General features: G+C 27.6%; 20 protein-coding genes. 15 read left to right on the top strand and 5 right to left on the bottom strand.

The annotated features are described in order from the left end of the window. Positions 1 to 142 precede the first annotated feature (142 nt). Both GN160_RS00930 and zapA read right to left on the bottom strand, forming a co-directional pair. A complete protein-coding gene (locus tag GN160_RS00930; protein ID WP_225624846.1) occupies positions 143 to 736 on the bottom strand; it encodes a 5-formyltetrahydrofolate cyclo-ligase in 594 nt (197 codons plus the stop codon). Between the two features lie 202 nt (positions 737 to 938). Beyond that, positions 939 to 1283: a cell division protein ZapA gene (gene zapA, locus GN160_RS00925; RefSeq protein WP_192380618.1), complete on the bottom strand. Its 345-nt coding sequence runs from the start codon at positions 1281 to 1283 to the stop codon at positions 939 to 941. Positions 1284 to 1665: 382 nt separating this feature from the next. Here zapA and ubiH point away from each other — a divergent pair, with 382 nt between their 5' ends. Both ubiH and GN160_RS00915 read left to right on the top strand, forming a co-directional pair. Beyond that, complete coding sequence (gene ubiH, locus GN160_RS00920) at positions 1666 to 2850, top strand: 2-octaprenyl-6-methoxyphenyl hydroxylase (protein ID WP_192380616.1); 1185 nt, start codon at positions 1666 to 1668, stop codon at positions 2848 to 2850. A gap of 36 nt (positions 2851 to 2886) precedes the next feature. Beyond that, a complete protein-coding gene (locus GN160_RS00915) occupies positions 2887 to 4035 on the top strand; it encodes a Rossmann-fold NAD(P)-binding domain-containing protein (protein WP_192380614.1) in 1149 nt (382 codons plus the stop codon). A 43-nt stretch (positions 4036 to 4078) separates the two neighbouring features. Here GN160_RS00915 and ygfZ read toward each other — a convergent pair whose 3' ends face one another. Beyond that, entirely contained in the window at positions 4079 to 5044 is a 966-nt protein-coding gene (ygfZ, locus tag GN160_RS00910; RefSeq protein ID WP_192380613.1) for a tRNA-modifying protein YgfZ, read from the bottom strand. Positions 5045 to 5639: 595 nt separating this feature from the next. Here ygfZ and prfB point away from each other — a divergent pair. The 4 genes from prfB to lgt all read left to right on the top strand — a co-directional run bounded on the left by prfB (position 5640) and on the right by lgt (position 10917). Beyond that, positions 5640 to 6741, top strand: a protein-coding gene (gene prfB, locus GN160_RS00905; RefSeq protein WP_192380611.1) for a peptide chain release factor 2 whose coding sequence is annotated in 2 segments (ribosomal slippage) — positions 5640 to 5714 and positions 5716 to 6741 — 1101 coding nt in all. Because the reading frame shifts where the segments join, the coding sequence is not laid out codon by codon here. Between the two features lie 25 nt (positions 6742 to 6766). Further along, on the top strand, positions 6767 to 8284 hold the full coding sequence (gene lysS, locus GN160_RS00900; protein WP_225624854.1) for a lysine--tRNA ligase: 1518 nt from the start codon (positions 6767 to 6769) through the stop codon (positions 8282 to 8284). A gap of 348 nt (positions 8285 to 8632) precedes the next feature. Next, positions 8633 to 9892: a diaminopimelate decarboxylase gene (gene lysA, locus GN160_RS00895; protein WP_192380609.1), complete on the top strand. Its 1260-nt coding sequence runs from the start codon at positions 8633 to 8635 to the stop codon at positions 9890 to 9892. Between the two features lie 158 nt (positions 9893 to 10050). Beyond that, positions 10051 to 10917, top strand: coding sequence for a prolipoprotein diacylglyceryl transferase (gene lgt, locus GN160_RS00890; protein ID WP_192380607.1), 867 nt, complete (start codon positions 10051 to 10053; stop codon positions 10915 to 10917). Positions 10918 to 11583: 666 nt separating this feature from the next. Here the strand turns inward: lgt and dapD are convergent. Next, the gene (dapD, locus tag GN160_RS00885) at positions 11584 to 12408 is read right to left on the bottom strand and encodes a 2,3,4,5-tetrahydropyridine-2,6-dicarboxylate N-succinyltransferase (RefSeq protein WP_192380856.1); all 825 of its coding nucleotides are present in this window, start codon (positions 12406 to 12408) and stop codon (positions 11584 to 11586) included. A 70-nt stretch (positions 12409 to 12478) separates the two neighbouring features. After that, entirely contained in the window at positions 12479 to 13273 is a 795-nt protein-coding gene (map, locus tag GN160_RS00880) for a type I methionyl aminopeptidase (protein ID WP_192380605.1), read from the bottom strand. 289 nt (positions 13274 to 13562) lie between these two features. Between map and rpsB the strand changes: the two genes are divergently transcribed. From rpsB to bamA, 9 genes are all read left to right on the top strand, one after another. Beyond that, complete coding sequence (gene rpsB / locus GN160_RS00875) at positions 13563 to 14303, top strand: 30S ribosomal protein S2 (protein ID WP_192380603.1); 741 nt, start codon at positions 13563 to 13565, stop codon at positions 14301 to 14303. A 96-nt stretch (positions 14304 to 14399) separates the two neighbouring features. Beyond that, positions 14400 to 15197, top strand: a complete 798-nt coding sequence (gene tsf, locus GN160_RS00870) for a translation elongation factor Ts (protein WP_192380601.1) — start codon at positions 14400 to 14402, stop codon at positions 15195 to 15197. Positions 15198 to 15431: 234 nt separating this feature from the next. After that, complete coding sequence (pyrH, locus tag GN160_RS00865) at positions 15432 to 16160, top strand: UMP kinase (protein ID WP_192380855.1); 729 nt, start codon at positions 15432 to 15434, stop codon at positions 16158 to 16160. A gap of 76 nt (positions 16161 to 16236) precedes the next feature. Further along, positions 16237 to 16800 carry a ribosome recycling factor gene (gene frr, locus GN160_RS00860; protein WP_192380599.1) on the top strand — a complete coding sequence of 188 codons (564 nt, stop codon included), beginning with the start codon at positions 16237 to 16239 and terminating at the stop codon, positions 16798 to 16800. Positions 16801 to 16930: 130 nt separating this feature from the next. Beyond that, a complete protein-coding gene (ispC, locus tag GN160_RS00855; RefSeq protein WP_192380597.1) occupies positions 16931 to 18133 on the top strand; it encodes a 1-deoxy-D-xylulose-5-phosphate reductoisomerase in 1203 nt (400 codons plus the stop codon). 151 nt (positions 18134 to 18284) lie between these two features. After that, entirely contained in the window at positions 18285 to 19022 is a 738-nt protein-coding gene (gene uppS / locus GN160_RS00850) for a polyprenyl diphosphate synthase (RefSeq protein ID WP_192380595.1), read from the top strand. 19 nt (positions 19023 to 19041) lie between these two features. After that, the gene (locus GN160_RS00845) at positions 19042 to 19908 is read left to right on the top strand and encodes a phosphatidate cytidylyltransferase (protein ID WP_225624845.1); all 867 of its coding nucleotides are present in this window, start codon (positions 19042 to 19044) and stop codon (positions 19906 to 19908) included. Positions 19909 to 19932: 24 nt separating this feature from the next. After that, on the top strand, positions 19933 to 21297 hold the full coding sequence (rseP, locus tag GN160_RS00840; protein WP_192380593.1) for a sigma E protease regulator RseP: 1365 nt from the start codon (positions 19933 to 19935) through the stop codon (positions 21295 to 21297). Next, on the top strand, positions 21294 to 23768 hold the full coding sequence (bamA, locus tag GN160_RS00835; protein ID WP_192380592.1) for an outer membrane protein assembly factor BamA: 2475 nt from the start codon (positions 21294 to 21296) through the stop codon (positions 23766 to 23768). Before rseP ends, bamA begins: the two co-directional genes overlap by 4 nt. Positions 23769 to 23952 lie beyond the last annotated feature (184 nt).

Here is a 23952-nt window from a genome sequence, read left to right as displayed (position 1 = left end):
TATTGTGTTTATTATTTTAAAATGCGATTTAATTTGATGATAGTTTTATTACTATAATTTTTAAATATTTTGTTATAAGTGAAAAGTTGATTTAATTCATTTAAAAATTTTATTTATGCGCTTAATAAGTTAGAGACTAAGCTTACCATATCCAATGACGTGATGGTGTAATAATCTCTGGCAAGGAAACATCCCATGGTTCTATGGGTATGTTTTTTTTGCTTAATTGACAATCATAAGCTAAGCCTATAGGAAGAAATTTTTGTTTATGAAACCAATGTGCTAGTATTCTATCATAAAAACCGCCCCCTGTACCTAACCTATTGCCACATTTATCAAATGCTACTAATGGTATAAATAAAATATCGATTTCTTCTACTGGAATTAGTGTATTGATATCCCATTCTGGTTCTTGTATATGAAATTTATTAATTAATAATGGTGTAGAGTATGTATATTTAGAAAAAATTAAATATTTAGATATTTTTGAGTATTGAATTATTGGTAAATATATTTCTTTATTCTTTTGTAGCAACTTTTTAATTAGCAATCTTGTTTGTATCTCACCATCGAAAGAAATAAATAATGCAATTTTTTTTATTTTCTTAATATAAGGGTCATTTATAATATATTTTATTATTTTTTGCTCCGCCATGCATTGTTGTTGCAATGTTTGTTTTTTTCTTAAATTACGAAATTTTTTCCTTAGAATTTTACGTATTAGCTGTTTATTCATAAAATAAATTTCCATTTTATTTGAATTGATTCTTTTTTCGTTTTTATCGTAGAAGAATTTAAAATCAGGTATTTAGTTTGGTTGAATATTTTATATATATTCAAATAAATTAAAATTAATATAATTTAAAATAATTATTAAAATTATTTAGTCTATAGAATTAAAATGATTAAATGGTTAATAATTGAACTATGCAAGAGATTTATACTATATTGTTATTTAAATCAAATGTGTTGGTTTGTTCAGTTATGGAATGGTGTTCAATTAACAATTGTTCTATTGTTTTTTGAAGCAAACGAATATGTTTTTCCATGTTATTAGCATAAGCTTTTGTTTTATTTTTTTCTTCTTCTAGTTCATAGCATATGTTTAATGCTGTGATAAATGCTAAATGTTCAGTATTAGTTACTTTGCTGCGTTCTTTAAGGGTATTCAGACGATTGTTGATATTATCAACGGCTTTAGATAAAGCAACTTTTTGATGAATAGGACAATTAACTTTTAATGTGCGTCCACAGAGCTGAATTTCTATCGGTTGTAAAGACATTGTTAACCTTCTTAATTTTAAAATTTAATTATATTTACAGTTATAATGATACTCTTGAAGACTCTAGTATAATTATTTATTATTATGATTGTTTGCCAGATATCTTGTTTATTATATTTATCATCATTAGTGTTTGTATTAAATTGACAAGATAATTGGAATCTTATTTCTTCAAATAGGCGTTCATTAAGATGTTGAATATTTTTCTCTCTAATATATAATAGCTTATGTATGTTTTTCTTGCAATAATGTTGTTTTAAATCAAATCTTATTGTATTTGAGTTTGATTTTTGATTAATTATATAAAATTTGTTTGTAAATTATTAGTTTTAATTTACCAAGCTGTGATTTTATATTAGAGGTATGAGATAAATCAATTTCAATGTCAGTGGTTATTTATGGTGGTGGTATTTCTGGTATTTTTTTAGCGTTAATGTTATCTAAGTTAACAGAAGGTAGATTAAAAATTGATTTGATTTCCTCTCATGTATTTGAAGAAGGTAAAATTCATCCAAGCTTTGATTCACGCGTTGTTGCATTAACTTGGGGCACCTGTCGTGCATTAGTTGCAATGGGAATATGGTCCGTTTTATCACCTCATGTTACGATTATAAAAAAAATAGAAATTAGTAGTTATTTACAATGTTGTAATAAAATTATCATTACGGCTAATGATTATAGATTGTCGTGTTTGGGATATGTAGTTGAATTGAATAAATTAGGAATTAATTTATTTAAATTGCTCAATGATTCTTTGAGTATTAGATTACATTGCCCAGTTACTTTAAAAAAAATACAACGTACAAAAAATATGAATTTAGTTGTACTTGATAATGGTTGTGAAATTAGTGCTCGGTTATTGGTAGCGGCAGATGGATCCCCTTCATCCTTGGGTGCTATGTGTAATATTAATTGGAACATATATGATTACCAACAAATTGCGGTAACTAGTAATATTACTACTACATACCCGCATTATCACAGTGCTTTTGAAAAATTTACCAAATATGGGTTGTTAGCATTGTTGCCAATTACCCATAATCGTAGTGGGTTGATATGGTGTTGTTCATCAAAATGGAGAAAAGAAATTTCTTCCTGGACTATTCCACAATTTTGTCATGTTTTACAAGATATTTTAGGATATCATTTAGGTCATGTAATTGGCGCCAGTCAATATAGCTTTTATTCTTTATATTCATGTATTGTTGAACGACATATTTCTCATAGATTAGCATTAGTAGGAAATGCAGCGCAAACTTTGCATCCTTTTGCTGGACAAAATTTAAATGTTGGATTTCGTGATGTTATATCTTTAGCTAAAATATTAGCTAAAGCAAATTCAAGTGGTAAAGATATTGGGGATTATTCAGTATTATTTGAATATCAGGAAAGTAGACAATTAGATCAAAAGATAACAGCAAATTGTATCGATTTAATGGTTCGTTTATTTAGTAGTAAACATTATTCATTAATAATAAGTAGAAATCTAGGGTTTTTTGTTTTGTCACATAGTGTATTTTTACGTAGTCTTTTAGTTAAATATCTTTTTTCATGGATTATACGTTAGATTGTTATCAATATTTTAAAATTTAGTGTTATGTAGATGCAAAGATTTGATATTGTTATAAATGGTAATGATGTATCTGGTTTAGTATTAGCTTGTGGTCTTGCTGACAATTTTAAGATAGCTATTTTGCATGATGATTGTTTTGAAAGTAATATAATTCAATCTACTGGTTTTTCGATTGTTAACATGGATAGTAGTGATTTTTTAAGGCATCTCCAAATTTGGAATGATGATATTATACAATTTTTGCATTTTTATCGCGAAATTGAGTTTTGGGGATATGATAATTTTGGTAAGGTTGTTTTAGATAATTCTTGGTTATATATTAAAAATTTTGGATATATTGTCGAAAATAAAGTTATTTATCAAACATTGTGGCAGCGTATTGAAAATTTACCGAATATTGTCTTAATTAGATATAAATTTCTGCGCGATATAATTATAAATAAAGATGAAATAGTGTTTTGTATTGATAATTTTTATAATCTATCTGCTAAATTAGTTTTTATAGCTGATGGTATTAATTCTTTTTTGCGTTCTCAATGTGATACATCTTTATTTTTTTTAGATCATCAAAATTACGTTTTATGGGTTAATATTAATACAGAAATATTTCATTCTAATATTATTAGAGTTCTTTTTCATAGCAGTGGATTATTGGTTTTTTTACCTTTACAAGATCCGAATGTGGGTTGTGTTATGTGGTTGTTATCTTTTGATATTTTACAAAAAAAATTACATTATTCTGTAGAACAATTTAATGCGGAGATTATATCAATTTTTTATTCATTTTTTGGTAAATGTAGATTGCAAGGCATGCGACGATATTTTACATGTAATATACAGTGGTTGGATAAGTCTGTGATATCTAGATTTGTTTTAGTAGGTCGTTCTAGTTATAGTATTTATCCATTATTATTTGGATACGAGATAAATTTATATCTCATGGAGATCAAAAAAATATTAGAAGAAATCCTTTTGTTAGGAGATATTGAGTCTTTTCTATTATTTAATTCTTGTAATGTAAGATATAAACGAGAAATTTTTCAATTGCTTTTAGAAATCAAAATCATTTATATGCTTTTTTCCGGTAGTCATAGATATAAAAAATTATCCTATTATATTAAATTACGATCGATGATTAGTAAAGTTATGAGATTAAGTAACAAGCATTTTAGTTATTAGAGATATAATGCTTATTTAAATATATTTTAAGAAGTTTAATGATTCATTTTGATTGTTTTGAATTATAAATTCTAAATTTAGTTGCTTCGTGTCTCGAGGATTTATTTAATATAGCTTGTATCCATGTAATTCCATTTTTTAATTGGCAAGAAGCTAATATCGTACCAGCTATTGACCAATGATTATTTTTCTTTGTTTTATATTCTAATTTTTCCCCTGGAATTGATACGTGGTTTGTTTTTCCATATAATGTATGTAGCTCTCGTTTTTTGATGTTTTTCAATTGTGTTTTCATAATTATTTCTTGTCCGATATAACATCCTTTATTAAAGCTAATAGCATCAAATGACTGAATATTGGTTTCTTGTGGAAGAAACAATTCACTAACTTTATAGTCGATTATTGGATATTTTGCTTCAATATCGAGTAAATCCCATTGATTATCATCACTAAAGTTAATTTTTATATTGCTTATTTTTTTTAATAAATCATTTTTGATTTTTTCATTAGTAATTATTAAAAACCTATCTATAGGAAAATTATAATATAGTAATAATGTTTCTGTATAGGATATAACTGTTTTTTCGTTGTTTGGTATAGTATTGAAAATTGGTTTTAATATATCTTGTGCTCCTTTCCCTGCAATTCCCAAAAATATAGCTTCATTATCAACGCTAATATTTATTCTGGAGAATATTGAGTATTTTTTCATTAATTCTATTTGTTTAGAACAAATACTCATTCTTTGAATACATCCTATACCTGTTTGTAAATGAAAGATGCATAGGTTGCTTATTACTTTACCGTTTGGATTACAATATGCTGAAAAATTATATTGTTTCTGTTTTAGTTGATTAACATTATAAGTAAGTTGTCCTTGTAGAAATTGCATTACGTCATTTCCAGTGTATTTAATTAATGACCATTTTTTTAAAAAGAAAATGGTTAAAGATAAATTATAAGATGGTGTTGCTATATTTGATGGATAAGGGTCACTAATTAATAACATATATATTTTAAGAGTTAATTAATATTTATATATTCATAGTATAGTTGCGCAATTTAATGCTTGACTATATAAATGATTACGTCATGTAGAACTTATTTCGAAAAATGTAAAGTGTTTTAAAATTTTATAAATTTTTATTTTAAAATTATACATACGATTATAGTTTTTAGTTTTATAAGTGTTTTCACAATGTTTGTATGTTAATAAAATATCTTATCAAGAGTTTTGGTTTAGCATCAATAATTTTATTGATGATTTTAAATAGATCTTATTTTTTTGTAAATATTTTTTTTATCATAAATATTATTTATATATAATTTTATAATTAGAGTTTATGAAGTCATATTTTTGTTTTAATTAATAGAATTTATTTAATTATATTTTATAATCAGATGACTATTTTATGTATTTGTTTATAAAAATTTAAAAATAGATTTGGATATTTATATATTGTGATTATTATATATATATGAAGTTATGAATTTAAAATTTATTTCATATTTCATGTTTTGTGTAAAAGTAAAGAAAAGAGACAAGGTTTAAACAATATTTATCTAATTTAGAAGCGATAATTTAAATGAGGTTCATTAAATTTATGTTAGCAGCCAGTATAATAAAGAAATCTATTGAAGATTTTTCAAACAAAATAAGAGTATTAAAGGAGCATTTCTGACTACAAGTCTAAAAATAAGCGTCTTGATCAAATTATCTGCGAGCTTGCGAAATCTAATGTATGGAGTAATTTTGAAAAAATAAAATATTTAAGTAAAGAACGTTCTCATTTAGAAAGAATTATTAAAGATTTTAATAAAATAACAGAAAATTTAGAAGATTTAACTGAACTGTTTGAATGTTCTTTAGAAGATAATGATAAAGAACTATATTCTGAAATTGAAATGGAATTGCTTAATTTAGAAAAAAATTTTTTTCAATTGGAAGTACAAAGTATATTTTCTCATAAAAAAGATAATTTTGATTGTTACATGGATATTCAAGCTGGTTCAGGAGGAATAGATGCTCAAGATTGGGTTTCTATTTTGTTGCGAATGTATTTACGTTGGGTAGACATGAAAAGATTTAAAAGTGAAATTATTGAAGAGTCTGTAGGAGAGATAGCTGGCATGAAATCAGTGACTCTTAAGATAAGTGGTGATTATGCATATGGTTGGTTACGTACTGAAACTGGGATACATCGATTAGTACGAAAAAGTCCATTTGATTCTAGTGGCCGAAGACATACCTCGTTTAGTTCGGTTTTTGTATATCCAAGTATTAATAATGATATAATAGATGTTAAATTAAATCCTGCTGACTTACGTTTTGATGTTTATCGTTCATCTGGAGCTGGAGGACAACATGTCAATAAAACAGAGTCTGCAGTGCGTCTTATTCATATTCCTACGAACATTACTGTGCAATGTCAAAATAATCGTTCACAGCATAAGAATAAAGAACATGCAATGAAACAACTTCGAGCTAAATTATATAAATTTATGTTGCAGAAAAAGAATTTAGAAAAAAAAGAATTAGAAAATAGTAAATCTACAATAGGGTGGGGTAATCAAATTCGTTCTTATGTTTTAGATAGTTCAAGGATTAGAGATTTACGTACTAATGTTGAAATATGTGATGTTAAGTCAGTATTAAATGGTGATATAGATAAGTTTATCGAAGCTAGTATTAAGGCGGGGTTATAAAATATTGCGTAATATGACACAAAAAATGCATCTAAAGCAAGAGTTATTTTGTAACACGGATATTCATGATGAAATATTTTTGCGCAAAAGCAAACTTAATAAATTACGAGAAGAAGGTATTGCTTTTCCTAATGATTTCCGTCGTGATTTAATTTCTAGTCAATTACATGAACAACATGGCAATAAGGATAACGAAGAATTGATAAGTTTAGATATTAGAGTGAGTGTTGCTGGTCGCATGATGAGTAGGCGTCTTATGGGAAAAGCATCTTTTGTAACTTTGCAGGACATGGGCGGTTGTATTCAATTGTATGTTGTATGTAATAAATTACCTATAGGTATTTATGAAAAACAATTTAAAAAATGGGATTTAGGTGATATCTTAGGTGCTACTGGAACATTATTTAAAACTCGTACTGGAGAATTGTCAATTTGTTGTGATGTAATTCGTTTGTTGACTAAGGCAGTCCGTCCTTTACCGAATAAATTTCATGGTTTAGTGGATCAAGAAATTAAATATCGTCGAAGATATTTAGATTTAATTGCTAATAAAAAATCTAGAAAGGTTTTTGAATATCGTTCTTTAATTTTAGCAGAAATTAGGCGATTCATGACAGATAGTGGTTTTATGGAGGTAGAAACTCCCATGATACAGAATATTCCAGGAGGAGCTTCTGCACGTCCATTTATCACCACTCACAATGCATTGAATATAGATTTATTTTTGCGTATTTCTCCAGAGTTATATTTAAAGCAATTGATAATTGGTGGCTTTGAAAAAGTATTTGAAATTAATCGTAATTTTCGTAATGAGGGATTGTCATGTTTTCATAATCCTGAATTTACTATGATGGAATTTTATATAGCATATGTGGATTATCAGTATTTAATTTTATTCATTGAAAAATTATTTTATACTATTGCTCACCGAATTTTAGGTACTAGTATAGTGAGATATGGAGATTGGATTTTTGATTTTAATAAACCGTTTATTCAAATGACTATGAAAGAAGCTATTTATTTTTATAATCCGGAAATTAGATCTAAAGACATAGATAATGTTGTGGTTATTGCCTCTATTGCTTGTTCTCTTGGTGTAAAAATTAATCCTAAATGGAGTGCTGGGCGTATACAAGCAAGTATATTTGAAAAAGTGGTAGTACGTAATTTGATACAACCTACTTTTATTACATCCTATCCGGTAGAAATATCTCCTTTAGCACGGCGTAAAGATGATAATTATTTATTAACGGATCGTTTTGAACTTTTCTTTGGAGGTCATGAGATAGGTAATGGATTTTCAGAATTGAATGATGCAGATGATCAAAGATTGCGTTTTTGTCAACAAATGTATGATAATCAAAATAATCAGAGTAAGTTTGTAAATAATTATGATAAAGATTATATTACTGCATTAGAATATGGATTGCCACCTACTGCTGGTGTTGGGATAGGTATTGATCGATTGGTAATGTTATTTACAAACACTCATAGCATTCGTGATGTTATTTTATTTCCAGTGATGCGTCCATCAAATCCATAATTTATAAAATTGTCATAATTTTGTTTTTAATTGTTATTTCATAATAAAAGTTATTTTAAGTCTATGATGGTTGTATGAATTTAATGTTCGTCATAATTTTGAAAATCTTAAACAATTATTAGTTGTTGGTATAATTTATAATTAATTATTTTAAGAACTTTAAATAACATACGTTGATTTAATTTATTTAACGTAGTAAGTTTTGTAATTTTTAGTATTGATTATGTCATCTTAAAAATTAGTGATAATATCTTATATAATTTGTTTTTATTTAATTTATATATGTATGCGTATTTTATAATTTAAATTAAATTGTTGTTTTTAAATTTCAATTTACGAGAAATTTTCATGCCACGTGATATCTATAATACTAAAAGTGCTTTAAATGCTTCAAATTTAAAATTTATATATCAAAAATATAACGGTCCAGTTTGGGTATATGAAGCAGAAACAATAATTAATCAAATTAAGCAATTGCAACAGTTTGATGTTGTTAGATTTGCTCAAAAAGCTTGTTCTAATTTACATATTTTACGTTTAATGAAATGTCATGGCGTCAAAATAGATTCGGTTTCATTAGGTGAAATTGAACGTGCTTTATTAGCTGGTTTTCAATCTGGATATGGTGCTGATGAAATTGTTTTTACTGCAGATATGTTTGAATTATCAACTTTATCTAAGGTACTTGAATATAAAATTACTGTTAATATTGGTTCCATAGATATGTTAATTCAACTTGGAAGTTATTCTCCAGGTCATAAGATATGGTTGCGGATCAATCCAGGCTTCGGACATGGGCATAATTATAAAACAAATACTGGAGGAAAGGATAGTAAGCATGGTATTTGGTATAAAGATTTACCTCAGGCCGTTGAATATGTTAAATATTATAATTTTAAATTGATTGGATTTCATATGCATATTGGTTCTGGTGTAAATTATAGATATTTATCAGAAGTTTGCGATGCTATGGTGCAGCAAACGTTAATTTGTGATCAAGATTTTATGTCGATTTCTGCTGGTGGAGGTATTTCTGTGCCTTATAGGTTTGAGGATAAGAACATAGATATTCAACATTATTTCAGTTTATGGGATAATGCTCGTCAGCGTATTAGTCAATATTTAAAGCATCCTATTTCTTTAGAAATAGAGCCTGGGAGATTTATTGTAGCAGAAGCTGGTGTTTTAGTATCTCAGGTTAGGGCGGTTAAATTTGTTGATCATCGTTATTTCGTGTTAGTTGATGTGGGATTTAATGACTTTGTTCGTCCAGTTATGTATGGCAGTTATCATCATGTTTCGTTGTTACCAGTAGATAATCGTGATATTTTTTCAGGACCTTTTTATAATACTGTAATAGGCGGTCCGATATGTGAATCGGGAGATCTTTTTACTCAAGATTCTGACGGGAAAATTATATCACGTCAATTACCTTTAGCTAAAGTAGGAGATTATTTAATTTTTCATGATACAGGTGCTTATGGTTCTTCAATGTCTTCTAATTATAATAGTCGTCCATTGTTGCCTGAAGTATTGTTAGAGCGTGGAGAAATACGACAGATACGCAGAAAACAGTTATTTCAGGAGTTATTTATTTTAGAGCAATAAATTATTTATTACTTAACTTTGGTCTGTATATTATACATTATGTTCTATGTTTGTATTTTATTTATTGATTGCAATAAATTTGGTTGATTTTATTTTAATGTTAATTTTTTAGCAAGATCATTGTAATTATTATTGTATTGAAAATTTGCTTATTTTTAATGATAGTCAATTATTTAATATTTCCCAAGATTGAACCTATAATTTTTAATATAGGACCTGTGTCTTTTTATTGGTATGGTTTTATGTATTTTATTGCTTTTTTATTTTCATCATGGTTTTTATATCGTCGCGCTAATGAATTTAATAGTTTTTGGACTAAAAAAGAAATTGAGAATTTATTGTTTTTATGTTTTTTAGGTATATTATTAGGCGGTCGTGTTGGGTATGTCATATTTTATGCTTGGGATTTTTTTTCTGAAGATGTATTGTTTTTATTTAGGATTTGGGAAGGAGGAATGTCTTTCCATGGTGGTTTAATAGGTGTAGTTATTGCGCTTTTTTATTTTTCATATTTTAATTATACCAGGCATACTTTTTTTCAAGTTTCTGATTTTATTGTTCCAGTAGTTCCTTTTGGTTTAGGTATTGGAAGATTAGGTAATTTTATTAATGGTGAATTATGGGGTAGAGTTACTGATGCTATACCTTGGGCTGTGTTATTTCCAAGTGCTAGAGATCAAGATATTTTAACCGCATTAACTAATCCAAAATGGTATTCCTTGTTTGAACAATACGGCATGTTACCTAGACATCCTTCTCAATTATATGAAATGTTTTTAGAAGGAATTTTATTATTTGTTATTTTTAATTATTTACCTAAAAGATTATACTTACCTGGAACTATTTCTGGATTGTTTTTATTATTTTATGGAATTGTTCGTATTTTAGCAGAGTGTTTTCGTCAACCTGATCCTCATTTAGGTTTATTTAAAGAATTATTTAGTATGGGTCAAATTTTATCATTTCCGATGGTTATAATTGGCATTGTATTAATTATTTTATCTTATTATCAATATATTAAATGAATATAGTTAATGTTTAATACGCATATATTTGTGTTTTGTTGTTGTTTGAAATAATGAATAATGACAGCTTAAATCTTAATGTATTTTCAGGGTAAATTAAAATTTTTATTAATTTATACTCAAAATTTCTCGATACTAATTTTATTTGTTTATTTTAATCATCTTGATGATTTAATTTTATAATTGTTTTATTTTATGGAATATCTTATATGTTTTGTATTTAATGTAATTGATAAAATCACTGTGACATTTTGTAATAATTTATCCCTGTAAAGACAGTAGTGTTTGGTGATTAACAAATTTTAATATGCAGTTAATTTTTTATTTTTAGTTTATATCGTTATTGCAAATAAGATTAAAAGTGCCCCTTGTTTATTAATAAACATTTAAATTAGTTTAATTGAATATACTTGTTGAATATTAGTTAGGCATGCCCATTTTATAACGTGATAATTTAGATGTATCAAGTATTTTTTGTTTTAAACTACTATAACAAACCGTAATTTTGAATCTATGATTTTATTTGTACTTTCATTGAAAAATCAAACGGTGGAATGTTTTATTGCTTTATTGTATTTTAGTTCAAGTATAGTAAATAATATTTGGATTTTCTATGTATTATTTGATTGTTTTGTTTTATAAAATTCTTTATTTTATGAATTTTGTTCAGTCAATTGTATGTAATAGTTCGTTAATTTGTGTTTTTTTGAGTGTATTTTCATCAACTTTTTTTACTATTATGGCAGAGTAAAGATTATATAAACCATTTTTAGAAGGTAAATTACCTGATATAACTACTGATCTAGATGGTATTTTCCCATAAAATATTTTGTTATTTTCTCTATCATAAATCCTTGTGCTTTGACTAATAAATACTCCCATTGAAATGATGGATCCTTCTTCCACGATAACTCCTTCTGCAATTTCAGAACGAGCTCCTATAAAGCAATTATCTTCTATAATAGTTGGTTTGTTTTGTAACGGTTCTAATACTCCTCCTATACCTACTCCACCAGATAAGTGAACATTTTTCCCTATTTGTGCACACGAGCCTACTGTAGCCCATGTATCTATCATGCTTCCTTCACCAATATATGCTCCTACATTAACACACGAAGGCATTATTACTGTATTATGCGCTACATAAGATCCGTATCTTACGTTAGCAGGTGGTACTACACGTATTTTATTTTTTTGAAATGTGATGTCTTCCCAATCATTGAATTTAGAAGGAATTTTATCAAAGAATTTAGCAGTTCCCCATTCTATGCTTTTATTTTTCGAGATATAAAAATAAAGCAATATTGCCTTTTTTATCCATTTATTAGTAATCCAGCATCCATTAATTTTTTCTGCTACTCGTAGAGTTCCGTTGTTGAGTTTTTTCATGATTTCTTTCACCGCATCGCAAGTATCATTATTTATGATTGTTGGTGAAAAATTAGGGTATTTTTTAAAACTATTTTCAATAATTTCCTGTAGATCTTTTATTTTGTTCATTTTTTAAGTATTTCCAAGATTTAATAGTATATATTTTGAACATATTAAAATTTTCTTTTTGTTATTTTTTATGATTTATTATTTTCGGAAAATTTTCATCTGAACGCACAGTTATCACTTCACATCCATTGGATGTAACTACAATAGTATGTTCATATTGTGCAGATAATCCATTATCTTGTGTTCTTACCGTCCATCCATCTTCCATAGTAAATATGCGAGAGCTTCCGACATTAACCATAGGTTCAATAGTTACAACCATTCCTTCTTGTAGCATTGTACCACCATCATCACCATCAAAATGTAATACTTGTGGGTCTTCATGAATTTTTCTTCCAATTCCATGTCCACAATATTCACGTACTATGGAAAACTCTTTTTCTTCAATAAATTTTTGGATTGCTTTGCCTATTTCACGCAATTTGATACCTGGTTGAATCATTCGAATTGCCAAATATAGACTTTCTTGAGTTGTTTTGCATAATTTTTTTCCAGTTACAGTTGGCTTACCAACTGTAAACATTTTAGAGGTATCCCCATGCCATCCATCTTTAAAAATGGCAACATCAATATTTACTATATCCCCATCCTTTAATTTTCTTTCATCACTTGGAATTCCATGACATACTTCTTCGTTTATTGATATACAAACAGATTTTGGAAAACCTTTATACCCTAAAGCTGCTGATGTTGCCTTTTGTTTTTTTGTAATATAAGTGTGACAAATTTTATCTAAAGTACCAGTGGTAATACCAGGATAAACATAAGGTTTAATAATTTCTAACACTTCAGCTGCTAATTTTCCAACAACACGCATTTTTTTTATTTCATCAGGAGTTTTAATGATAATGGCCATGAACTACCTATATTACATATTAATACAATATTTACATTTATTTGTTTTTTAAAAAAGCAATCTTTCTAATAAATTTTTTAGTTAATATTACTGGTGATTAAAATATACTATAACATTATTGTTGTTTTTGAAACACAAAAATTTACCTTATTTAATTAGGGTTATTTTCAAAAATATTTTAATATTATAATGTTCAGTTTGTTTTTTGTTTTTGTCAAATGTATTTTAAAATTTTGTTCATGATTAGTAGATAATTAAATATATAATTAGTGAATTAAGGAGCGTGTGTATGATAGATATTTCTGTATATGATTTACTTCAAGCAGGTGTTCATTTTGGTCATCAAACTCGTTATTGGCATCCTAAAATGAAACCTTTTATTTTTGGAGTGCGTAATAAGATACATATTATTAATTTAGAGAAGACAGTACCTATGTTACAGAATGCTTTAAGTGAATTGCATAAGATAGCTGTTTTGAAAGGTAAGATTTTATTTGTAGGTACAAAACGATCTGTAAGTGTATCTGTAAAAGATGCAGCTATTAACTGCGATCAATTCTTTGTTAACTATCGTTGGTTGGGCGGAATGTTAACTAACTGGAAAACTGTAAGGCAATCTATTAAACGATTGAAAGAATTAAAAATTAAATCTCAAGACGGAACGTTTGAAAAATTAACTAAAAAAGAAGTATTAATTCTTACTCGTGAGCTTGATAAGTTAGAAAATAGTTTAGGAGGCATTAAAGACATGGGTGGTTTGCCAGATGCAATATTTGTTACTAGTGCGGCTCATGAACGTATTGCCATCAAGGAAGCAAATAATTTGGGCATTCCTGTTTTTGCAATTGTAGATACTAATTCTAGTCCTGATGGAATAAATTTTGTTATTCCAGGTAATGATGATGCAATACGTGCTATAAACTTATATTTAAATGTTGTAACCAAAGTTATAGGTATGGCTCGCATTCGAAATGCAATTCAAAACGTTGAAGATATTCACGAAAGTAATGAGGGTAATGTGTTATTTTAAAAATTTATATATGTATTACTTTATTAAATATTAGAACATCGACCGATGTTCTTTGTTCAGATTAGTATAATAAAATAGCATTAATGGAGAAAATTCATGATTGATATTACTATTGATATGGTGAGAAAGCTAAGAAAACTTACTGATGTTAGTGTTATGGAATGTAAAAAAGCACTTGTTGAAGCCCAAGGTAATATTGAATTAGCTATCGATAATATGCGTAAATTAGGATTAGCAAAAAATACCAAAAGAACTATGCGTGAAGCTAAAGAAGGGATTATTCTTACTAAAATCTTTAAAAATGGGAAATATGGTATAATCTTAGAATTAAATTGTGAAACTGATTTTGTAGCTAGAAATAGTGTTTTTAGAAATTTTGGTAAAGTTGTTATTGATACTATGATGATGAAACAAATTTCAGACTTGAGTGTATTACAAAACTTTTTTAAAGAACAGTGTAATGAATTAATGAATAGGTTTGATGAAAATATCAAAATTAGTAGGTGTTTTGTATTGCAAGGTGATACATTAGCTTGTTATTCACATGGTACACGTATTGGTGTGTTAGTAGATGGTAGTAGTATAACTAGTGAGTTATTAAAGCATATTGCTATGCATATTGCTGCTTATCAACCTGAGTATATTTATTCAAGTGATATACCAAAAGCGGTAATAGATCGTGAATATGAGATACAAATGAATATTGTTAGTAGATTAGATAAAAAAGCAGATGTTAATAGTAGAATAATTCAAGGTCGTATGCAAAAATTTATTAGTTCGATTTCTTTAATTAATCAACCATTTCTAATGAATGTAAATAGTACTGTAGGAGAGATCTTAAGTATGTATGGTTCTAAAGTTAATCATTTTGTTAGATTTGAAATGGGTGGGTGATGCGAAAAGATTAGATTATTTTAAAATGAAATATTATTAATGTAAAATGTAAATGTTTTAAGTACTTGAAAGTTTCTTTGGTTTTTGTATAGTTGTTTTATTTGAGCGAACCGCAAAATAATATTAGTGTAGGTGTTTTGTTGTGATTTACAACTAAGTAATTAGGATGTATTAGAGCAAAATGAGATTGTTTATTTTTTATATATTCCTTTTAAAAATTGTGAGGAAGGTATGATGACAACAAGTACACAGCAACCTATTTACCGCCGTATTTTACTTAAGTTGAGTGGTGAAGTTTTAAGAGATGGTATAGATTTAGGTATAAACGTCGGCATGTTAACACGTTTGGTTCAAGAAATAAAAGAATTGGTACAGTTGGGCGTTCAAGTGGGTATAGTAATTGGTGGCGGTAATTTATTTAGGGGGTCTTTGTTAGTAAAAGAAGGTATAAATCGTGTTGTCGGCGACCATATAGGAATGTTGTCTACTGTAATAAATGGGCTAGCCATATCTAATATATTACGTAAATTTTTTATTAAAACTTCTATTATGTCAGCTATTCCCCTTAATGAGTTATGTGATAATTATAATTATATGAAAGCTATCCATTTATTACATAATAATTATGTTGTGGTGTTTGTTGCTGGTACTGGTAATCCTTTTTTTACTACTGATTCTGCAGCTTGTCTCAGAGGAATTGAAATTGAGGCTGAAGTAATTCTTAAAGCGACCAGTGTAGATGGTGTATTTTCTACTGATCCTGCTCAATCTTCTAATGCAATACTATATGATCAACTCACTTATCAGGATGTATTAAAGAATGAGTTTAAAGTTATGGATTTAGCTGCTTTTACATTAGCTAGAGATTATGATTTACCAATTCGTATTTTTAATGTGCATAAATCAAAAGTTCTTTGGAGAATAGTCATGGGATACAAAGAAGGGACATTAATTTCTAAATAGGAATATTAAAGCAATAACTTTGTATCGTTTGGTTATTACTTTAATTATATTTTGCAATTTATGTTAAGAGGGGCATATGATTAATAATATTAGAAAAGATGCTGAAAATCGTATGAAAAAATGTATAGAAATTTTTAAAAATTATACTAACAAGATTCATACCGGTCGTATTTCTCCAAATTTGTTAAATAATATTCAGGTGAAGTGTTACGGAATGTTTACTCCATTACGTCAATTAGCAAGTATTGTTGCTGAAAATTCATATACTTTGGCTATTACTGTTTTTGATAATAAAATTATATCTTTAGTAGAAAAAGCGATTATGGATTCTGAGTTAGGTTTGAACCCTGTATTACATAATGATTCAATAATTCGTATTTCATCACCATCTTTAACTGAAGAACGTCGTAAATCTTTAGTTAAAATGATACGAATTGAGACTGAAAGGTGTAAAATATCCTTGCGTAAAATACGTCGTGATTCAAATGATAAGATTAAATATTTACTTAAAGACAAAATAATTAGTGAAGATAAGGAGCATTGTTACCAAAATGATGTTCAAAAATTGACTAATTTTTGGATTAAAGAAGTGGACATTATATTTTTGAACAAAGAGAAGGAATTAATGCAGTTTCATTAAGTATAAGTATTTAAGATATTTTGAAAAGTTTTATCGTCTTTTATAATTTGTAGTTTTATGGTAAATTTGTTAAGGGTTTCTTTTGACTTGTAGCTAAATTAATATTAAGTTTTTAGTTTTATCTGATTTTATGAAAAATTTAATTATCTTGGGTAGTACTGGTTCAATCGGAATTAATACACTTGATGTAGTAAAGAGGAATATTAATAAATTTAATATATATGCGTTGGTTGCAAAAAGTAATGTCGATTTAATGACCAAGCAATGTTTGATATTTAATCCTAAATATGTATGTATGACAGATGAACAGGCGGCTATTGAGTTAGAAAAAAGTTTATCTTTACATAAAATATATACTAAAATTAAAGTATTAGCTGGTTTTGACAGTGCATGTGAGTTGTCTGCTCTTAAGGAAGTTGATATAGTGATGTCAGCTATAGTTGGAATTGCTGGTTTATTACCTACGTTGTCCGCATTAAAAGCTGGCAAAAAGGTGCTGTTAGCTAATAAAGAATCTTTGGTTACTTGTGGTAAAATTTTAATAAAAGAACTATGTAAGAATCGTGCTTGTTTGATTCCTGTTGACAGTGAACATAGTGCTATTTTTCAAAGCTTACCTAAATCATTTCAAAATGCTTTAGGTCGTGCGTCTTTTGATGAACATGGGATATCACGTATTATTTTAACTGCTTCTGGCGGCCCTTTTCGTAATATTTCTTTAACTGAGTTATCAAAAGTTACACCAAAACAAGCTTGTAATCATCCTAATTGGTCTATGGGTAAAAAAAATTCTGTTGATTCTGCTACTATGATGAATAAGGGACTAGAATATATTGCAGGACGATGGTTGTTTAATGCTTCTTCTAAGGGCATTGACATTTTATTACACCCGCAATCAATTATTCATTCTATGGTAAGTTATATTGACGGTAGTTTATTAGCGCAGCTTTCTATTCCGGATATGAGAATTCCTATTGCATATGCTATGGGATTTCCAGAGAGAATATCAATAAATATAAGATCTTTAGATCTTTCATTTTTGGAAAAATTGAATTTTTATTCTATAGATAAAAATCGTTATCCTTGTTTGCAATTGGCTATTTCGGCTAGTAATGATGGTCAATCTGCAAGCATTATTTTAAATGCTGCTAATGAAGTTGCAGTAGAAGCTTTTTTGAATGAAAGAATTAGATTTAACAGAATTGCTGATGTTATAAAACGAGTTTTGGATTCTTTAGTTATAAAAGAACCTGAAAGTATTGAGGAAATCTTATGGATTGATCAGCAAGCTCGTAAAGAGGCTATTTTGAGCGTTAATCATTTTAATAATTAATGGTTATTATTTAATTAATTTTAGAAAATATTTTATTTTTTAAGGAAGAGATTGAAATGAATTTTTAATATATATTTAGATATAAATTTGTTGTGTATTATATATTGTATTTCGAATTTGGAATAGTATTTAGCGAAGGAAATTCGTAAGTATGATATTTCTTCAAAATCAAGATAATATTAAAGAATTTATCTCTTCTTTTCCCCGTCATGTAGCAATTATAATGGATGGTAATGGTCGTTGGGCAAAAATTAGAGGTAAATTACGTATCTTTGGTCATCAAGCTGGAATTAAAGCTGCTCGTAGAGCTATTAATTTTGCCATTAAACGTCATTTTGATGCGTTAACTTTATATGCATTTAGCAGTGAAAATTGGAGGCGTTCCGATCAGGAAGTTTCTTCACTTATGCAATTATTTATACATGTTTTAGATAATGAGATGAAGAAATTACATAAGTATAATGTTCGTTTACGTATTATTGGCGATATTAAGCGTTTTGAAATGCAATTACAAAATAGTATCCGTCGCTCTGAAAGATTAACTTGTAATAATAATGGTTTGATGTTGACTATTGCTGCAAATTATGGTGGGCGTTGGGATATTATTCAAGGAGTAAAACAACTTGCTATTTTAATACGACAGGGTGTTTTGCATCCTGATCAAATAGATGAAAATGCATTATGCAAATATATTTGTATGCATGAACTAGCTCCAGTTGATTTAGTAATTAGAACTGGCGGCGAGCATCGTATTAGTAATTTTTTGCTTTGGCAGATAGCTTATGCTGAACTATTTTTTACCGATGTATTATGGCCCGATTTTAATGATACTGTTTTTGAAAATGCATTAAATTCTTTTGCTAAACGTGAACGACGTTTTGGTGGCTGACAATGTAAAAGGATAGCTTGTGAATAATATTTTAAAGATTAGATTAATTACTTCTTTTATTTTAATTATTTTTATTGTAGGTATTTTATTTTTTTTTTCTTTGACAGAATTTGCATGGAGTGCTTGGATAATATGTAGTTTAAGTTTTTGGGAATGGAGGATTTTGGCGGGCTTATCTTCGAATTTTTATAAAATATGCTGGATCATTACATGTATGTTATTATCTTTGTTTATAATGATAATTTTTGTATTTAATTATCCATTTGATGCTGTATGGTTGTTTAATTATTCTATGCATGTTGCATTTGTTTGGTGGATTATAGCATTTTTTTTGATTTTGTTTTATCCTTATAGTTCAATTTTTTGGCGAAATTTTAGTACAATACGATTATTGTTTGGTATATTAACTATAATTCCATTTTTAGAAAGTGTATTAATTTTACGTAAATACCAATATGACATTGATTTTTATATTGGTGCCTATCGAGTGTTATATATCATGGTGCTAGTTTGGTCTGTTGATTCTGGATCTTATATCTTTGGCCGTATTTTTGGATATTATAAATTAGTCTCTAAAATATCGCCTAATAAGACTTGGGAAGGTTTATTAGGTGGTATATTAACTTCTAGTATTGTTTGTTATTTGTTTTATAAAAATATAACATTAAATATACCACCATTTACTTTACTGATGTGTTCTCTTTTAGCTATATTGGGTTCTATATTAGGAGATTTATTTGAGAGTATGTTAAAACGAATAGTGAAGATTAAGGATAGTAGTAACTTTATTCCTGGACATGGTGGACTTTTAGATCGCATGGATAGCTTGTTTGCGGCTTTCCCTTTGTTTGTTTATTTAATGTTGTTAATTTTAAATGATATCTAAAATTAGGATTGATGGTAAATAAATATGTTAGATTTATTTTGGGATATTACTTCATTCATTATTGCTTTGGGAACATTAATTACAGTGCATGAATGCGGTCATTTTATTGTAGCTCGTTGTTGCGGTGTAGTGATAGAACGATTTTCTATTGGTTTTGGCAAAGTTTTATGGAGATGGCGTGATAAACGAAATACTGAATATGTAATATCTATGGTTCCTCTTGGTGGTTATGTTAAAATGTTAGATGAGTTTATTCAATCAAATGGAACAGAACGTAAGAGTTCCTGCGGTAAGTTTAATCAAAAAAAAATTTGGCAACGTAGTTTGATTGTTTTTTCTGGTCCAATGTTTAATTTTCTTTTTTCTGTTTTGTTATATTGGTTTGTATTTATGTTAGGCGTTGAAAATTATCGACCTATTATTGGAGAAGTAATTCCTAATTCTATTGCAGATCAAATTGGAATGTCGTCTGGTGTTGAGATTAAATTTATTGATGATATTGTAACTCCAAATTGGGATACTATTAGGTTACAACTTTTAGAAAAAATGGGCAAAGAAGAAATTAGTATTGTTACATCATCAAGTAATGCTTCCAGTGTGAAAAAGTATGTTCTTAGTTTGCGTCATTGGGTAGCTGATCTTAACATTAATGATGATCCTATTCTCAAAATAGGTATTATTCCTTTTACTCCATACATTGAACCTATCATAATGAAAGTTTATCCTGGTTCATCTGCTAAGAAATCTGGTTTACGAACTAATGATAAAATAATTTCGATTGATAACCAATTAGTGGATGATTGGCAGATATTTGCTAATAAAGTAAAAAAAAATCCGGGTAAAACGCTAAAAGTTTCAATTGAACGTCAAAAAAATTTTTTGGATGTTTATTTGATACCTGATAAAAAAATATTGAGTAACGGTATAGTAGAAGGATATGTTGGAGTTTTACCAAAAGTCGCTCCTATGTCAACTGCATACAAAACTGCGTATCAATTAAATTTTGTAGATGCTTTTAATCAAGCAATAAAAAAAAGTTGGCAAATGATTAATTTTACAGTTCATATGTTATTAAAGTTAATTACAGGAAGTGTTGGGTTAAATAGTTTAAGTGGACCCATATCCATAGCGCAAGGAGCAGGTATATCAGCAGAACATGGATTGAGTTGTTATTTTATGTTTTTAGCTATGATTAGTATTAATTTAGGTATTATTAATTTATTACCATTACCTGTGTTAGATGGTGGTCATCTTTTATTTTTAATGATAGAAAAGTTTAAAGGAAGGCCTATTTCTTTAAATATACAAGATTTCTGTTATCGTATAGGTTTTATTTTTTTAATGTTATTAATGGGTTTAGCTATTTTTAATGATTTATCTAGATTATGATTCTGCAATGTAATTTAAGTAAAAAACATAGAATTATTATTATATCGATAATAATTAAGTTTTTATTTTTCACAATCCTTGTTTTTGGTTCAAAATTTGTATGTGCTGAACAGTTTGTAATTCAAAGTATCAATTTTGAAGGATTACAAAGAGTAAGTATGGTTTTAGTATTGTCTAATATGCCTTTTAGTACAGGTGATAAAATAAATGACAGTGATTTTGGTAAAATTATTAAGTCTTTATTTGTTACAGGTTATTTTGAAGATATTCAGATATTGCGTGATGGCGATTCAGTAATAGTACGAGTAAGAGAATACCCTATAATTAATGATATTAGTTTTCAAGGAAATAAGATAATAAAAGAAGAAGTATTAAAGGAGATTTTAGAATTACAAGATATACGAATAGGTCATATGTTGAATTCTTATTCTTTAGAGAAAGTAAAAAAGGATTTTAATGAATTTTATTATAGTATTGGTAGATTTCAATTTTTCGTGGAGATAGCGATTACTTCGTTAACTAGGAATCGTGTTGATTTAAAAATTATATTGACTGAAGGTAAATTAGCTCAAGTAAAACAAATAAATATTATAGGTAATAATGAATTTAATGCTGATCAATTATTTTCCGATTTTCAGTTTTATAATCATTTTCAATGGTGGCACTTAATTAAAGATAATGGATATCAAAATCAAAGATTATTTCATTGCTTACAATCTTTGCGTAATTTTTATTTGAGTAGAGGTTATGTTAGGTTTAATATTGACTCTATTCAGATACATTTAACATCAGATAAGCAAAATGTTTATATTACGATATATATTAATGAGGGAGTTCAATATACATTTTCAAAAATTGCAGTCAGTGGCCAAATGTCAAATTTACTTACAAAAATTCAACAATTATCTGAAATTATTCAAAATGAACTATATAGTAACTTAAAGATTGAAAAAATAAAAAATGATATTGAATCTTTATCAGGAAATAATGGTTATGTATATCCTAATGTGTTAATTAATGAAAATATTGATGATTTTAATCAAACAGTAGAATTAAGTATTGTAGTAAACATTGGTAATAGATTTTATGTTCGTCAAATATGTTTTGATGGAAATTATCTTACAGAAGATGAAGTGTTACGTAGAGAAATAGGACAAATGGAGGGGTCGCATTTTGTTCTTTATCTTGTGGAACAAGGTAAGCAACGATTAGAGCGTCTCGGTTTTTTTGATTTTGTTACGTTTGATTTTAAACGTGTTCCAAATGTGTTTGATCAAGTAGATGTGATATATAAAGTAAAAGAGCGTAATACTGGTAGTATGAATATTAGTGTAGGTATTGGTAGTGAAAGTGGTGCCAATTTTCAATTTAATATACAAGAGGAAAATTTACTAGGTAAAGGTTATGTTTTTGGTTTAAGCGGTATTAAAAATCATTATCAAACTTATATGGAAGTATTAATGTTTAATCCTTATCTTACTTTAGACTCTATTAGTTTTAGTAGGAAATTTTTTTATAATTCTTTTAACGCTAATAATGCAGAATTAGCAGATTATGATTTAAAAAGTTATGGTTTAAGTTTTAATATTGGTTTACCTATAAAAGAATATCATTCATTGAATATGGGCATGGATTATATGTACAATAATTTGGGTAATATAAAACCTCAAGTAGTAATATTGAGGTATTTAAAAGCACAAAATATTATTCCGACAATTATTTTTAATCATCAAATGAATAATAGTTTAAACTTTAGTGCTAAAGATTTCTTTTTAATGATAGGATGGAATTATAAGAAGTTGGATAGCAATTATTTTCCAACGAGTGGTTCGTGTTTTCGTTTTTTAAATAAGATAGCAATACCTGGTTCTGACAATGAATATTTAAGAATGGCGTTTGATCTTGATCAGTATATACCATTAGATATTAATAGAAGTTGGATTTTTATGCATCAAGTACGATTTGGATATTCTATGGGAATGTGTAATAAAGAGATGCCTTTTTATGATAATTTTTATGCTGGAGGAATTAACAGTGTAAGGGGTTTCAAATCTAATACGATTGGTCCAAAGGCTGCGTATTATAAATTTGTTTGTAATAACGGTAATTATGATATATGTTTAGTAGAGAATTCTAATGATGCTATAGGTGGTAATGCTATGGCTGTTGTTAGAAATGAATTAATAGTGCCTTTACCTTGGATACATGAAAAATATTTTGATACTATACGTACTTCTTTATTTGTAGATATGGGTAGTGTTTGGGATACGTATTGGAAGGATACAATAAAGACTTACATTGCTGGTATTCCAAATTATAAAAATCCGAAGAATATTAGGGTGTCTGGCGGTGTTTCTTTGCAGTGGATTTCTCCATTTGGACCAATTATCTTATCTTATGCTCAATTGATTAAAAAATATGCAGGTGATCAGTTAGAACAATTTCAATTCAATGTTGGAAAAACATGGTAATGTTCTAATGAATAGCTTATTCATTTTGTAATTTTAGTATAATTACTCAATATTTTATATTTATTTTTTTTCGGTTCTTCATCTAGTTTGCATAAGTTAATGTTAGTTCAGAAGATTTTTGATTTTATTTTTATTAAAATATAAAATATTAAATTTTAAACAATTTTAATGGGATGAAGGAGGA

It is taken from the genome of Blochmannia endosymbiont of Colobopsis nipponica (assembly GCF_014857065.1).
Classification (GTDB): domain Bacteria; phylum Pseudomonadota; class Gammaproteobacteria; order Enterobacterales; family Enterobacteriaceae; genus Blochmanniella.
Note: the sequence above shows the minus strand (reverse complement) of the source record. Positions and strands in the feature narration are given on the sequence as shown.

Excerpts from the sequence above, each read along its gene's own strand:
- tsf (WP_192380601.1), top strand. The coding sequence starts at position 14,400 with ATGATTGATATTACTATTGATATGGTGAGAAAGCTAAGAAAACTTACT.
- ygfZ (WP_192380613.1), bottom strand. The coding sequence starts at position 5,044 with ATGTTATTAATTAGTGACCCTTATCCATCAAATATAGCAACACCATCT.
- frr (WP_192380599.1), top strand. The coding sequence starts at position 16,237 with ATGATTAATAATATTAGAAAAGATGCTGAAAATCGTATGAAAAAATGT.
- GN160_RS00915 (WP_192380614.1), top strand. The coding sequence starts at position 2,887 with ATGCAAAGATTTGATATTGTTATAAATGGTAATGATGTATCTGGTTTA.
- lysA (WP_192380609.1), top strand. The coding sequence starts at position 8,633 with ATGCCACGTGATATCTATAATACTAAAAGTGCTTTAAATGCTTCAAAT.
- lysS (WP_225624854.1), top strand. The coding sequence starts at position 6,767 with ATGCATCTAAAGCAAGAGTTATTTTGTAACACGGATATTCATGATGAA.
- ispC (WP_192380597.1), top strand. The coding sequence starts at position 16,931 with ATGAAAAATTTAATTATCTTGGGTAGTACTGGTTCAATCGGAATTAAT.
- bamA (WP_192380592.1), top strand. The coding sequence starts at position 21,294 with ATGATTCTGCAATGTAATTTAAGTAAAAAACATAGAATTATTATTATA.
- ubiH (WP_192380616.1), top strand. The coding sequence starts at position 1,666 with ATGTCAGTGGTTATTTATGGTGGTGGTATTTCTGGTATTTTTTTAGCG.
- GN160_RS00930 (WP_225624846.1), bottom strand. The coding sequence starts at position 736 with ATGAATAAACAGCTAATACGTAAAATTCTAAGGAAAAAATTTCGTAAT.
- uppS (WP_192380595.1), top strand. The coding sequence starts at position 18,285 with ATGATATTTCTTCAAAATCAAGATAATATTAAAGAATTTATCTCTTCT.
- pyrH (WP_192380855.1), top strand. The coding sequence starts at position 15,432 with ATGACAACAAGTACACAGCAACCTATTTACCGCCGTATTTTACTTAAG.
- lgt (WP_192380607.1), top strand. The coding sequence starts at position 10,051 with ATGATAGTCAATTATTTAATATTTCCCAAGATTGAACCTATAATTTTT.
- map (WP_192380605.1), bottom strand. The coding sequence starts at position 13,273 with ATGGCCATTATCATTAAAACTCCTGATGAAATAAAAAAAATGCGTGTT.
- rpsB (WP_192380603.1), top strand. The coding sequence starts at position 13,563 with ATGATAGATATTTCTGTATATGATTTACTTCAAGCAGGTGTTCATTTT.
- rseP (WP_192380593.1), top strand. The coding sequence starts at position 19,933 with ATGTTAGATTTATTTTGGGATATTACTTCATTCATTATTGCTTTGGGA.
- zapA (WP_192380618.1), bottom strand. The coding sequence starts at position 1,283 with ATGTCTTTACAACCGATAGAAATTCAGCTCTGTGGACGCACATTAAAA.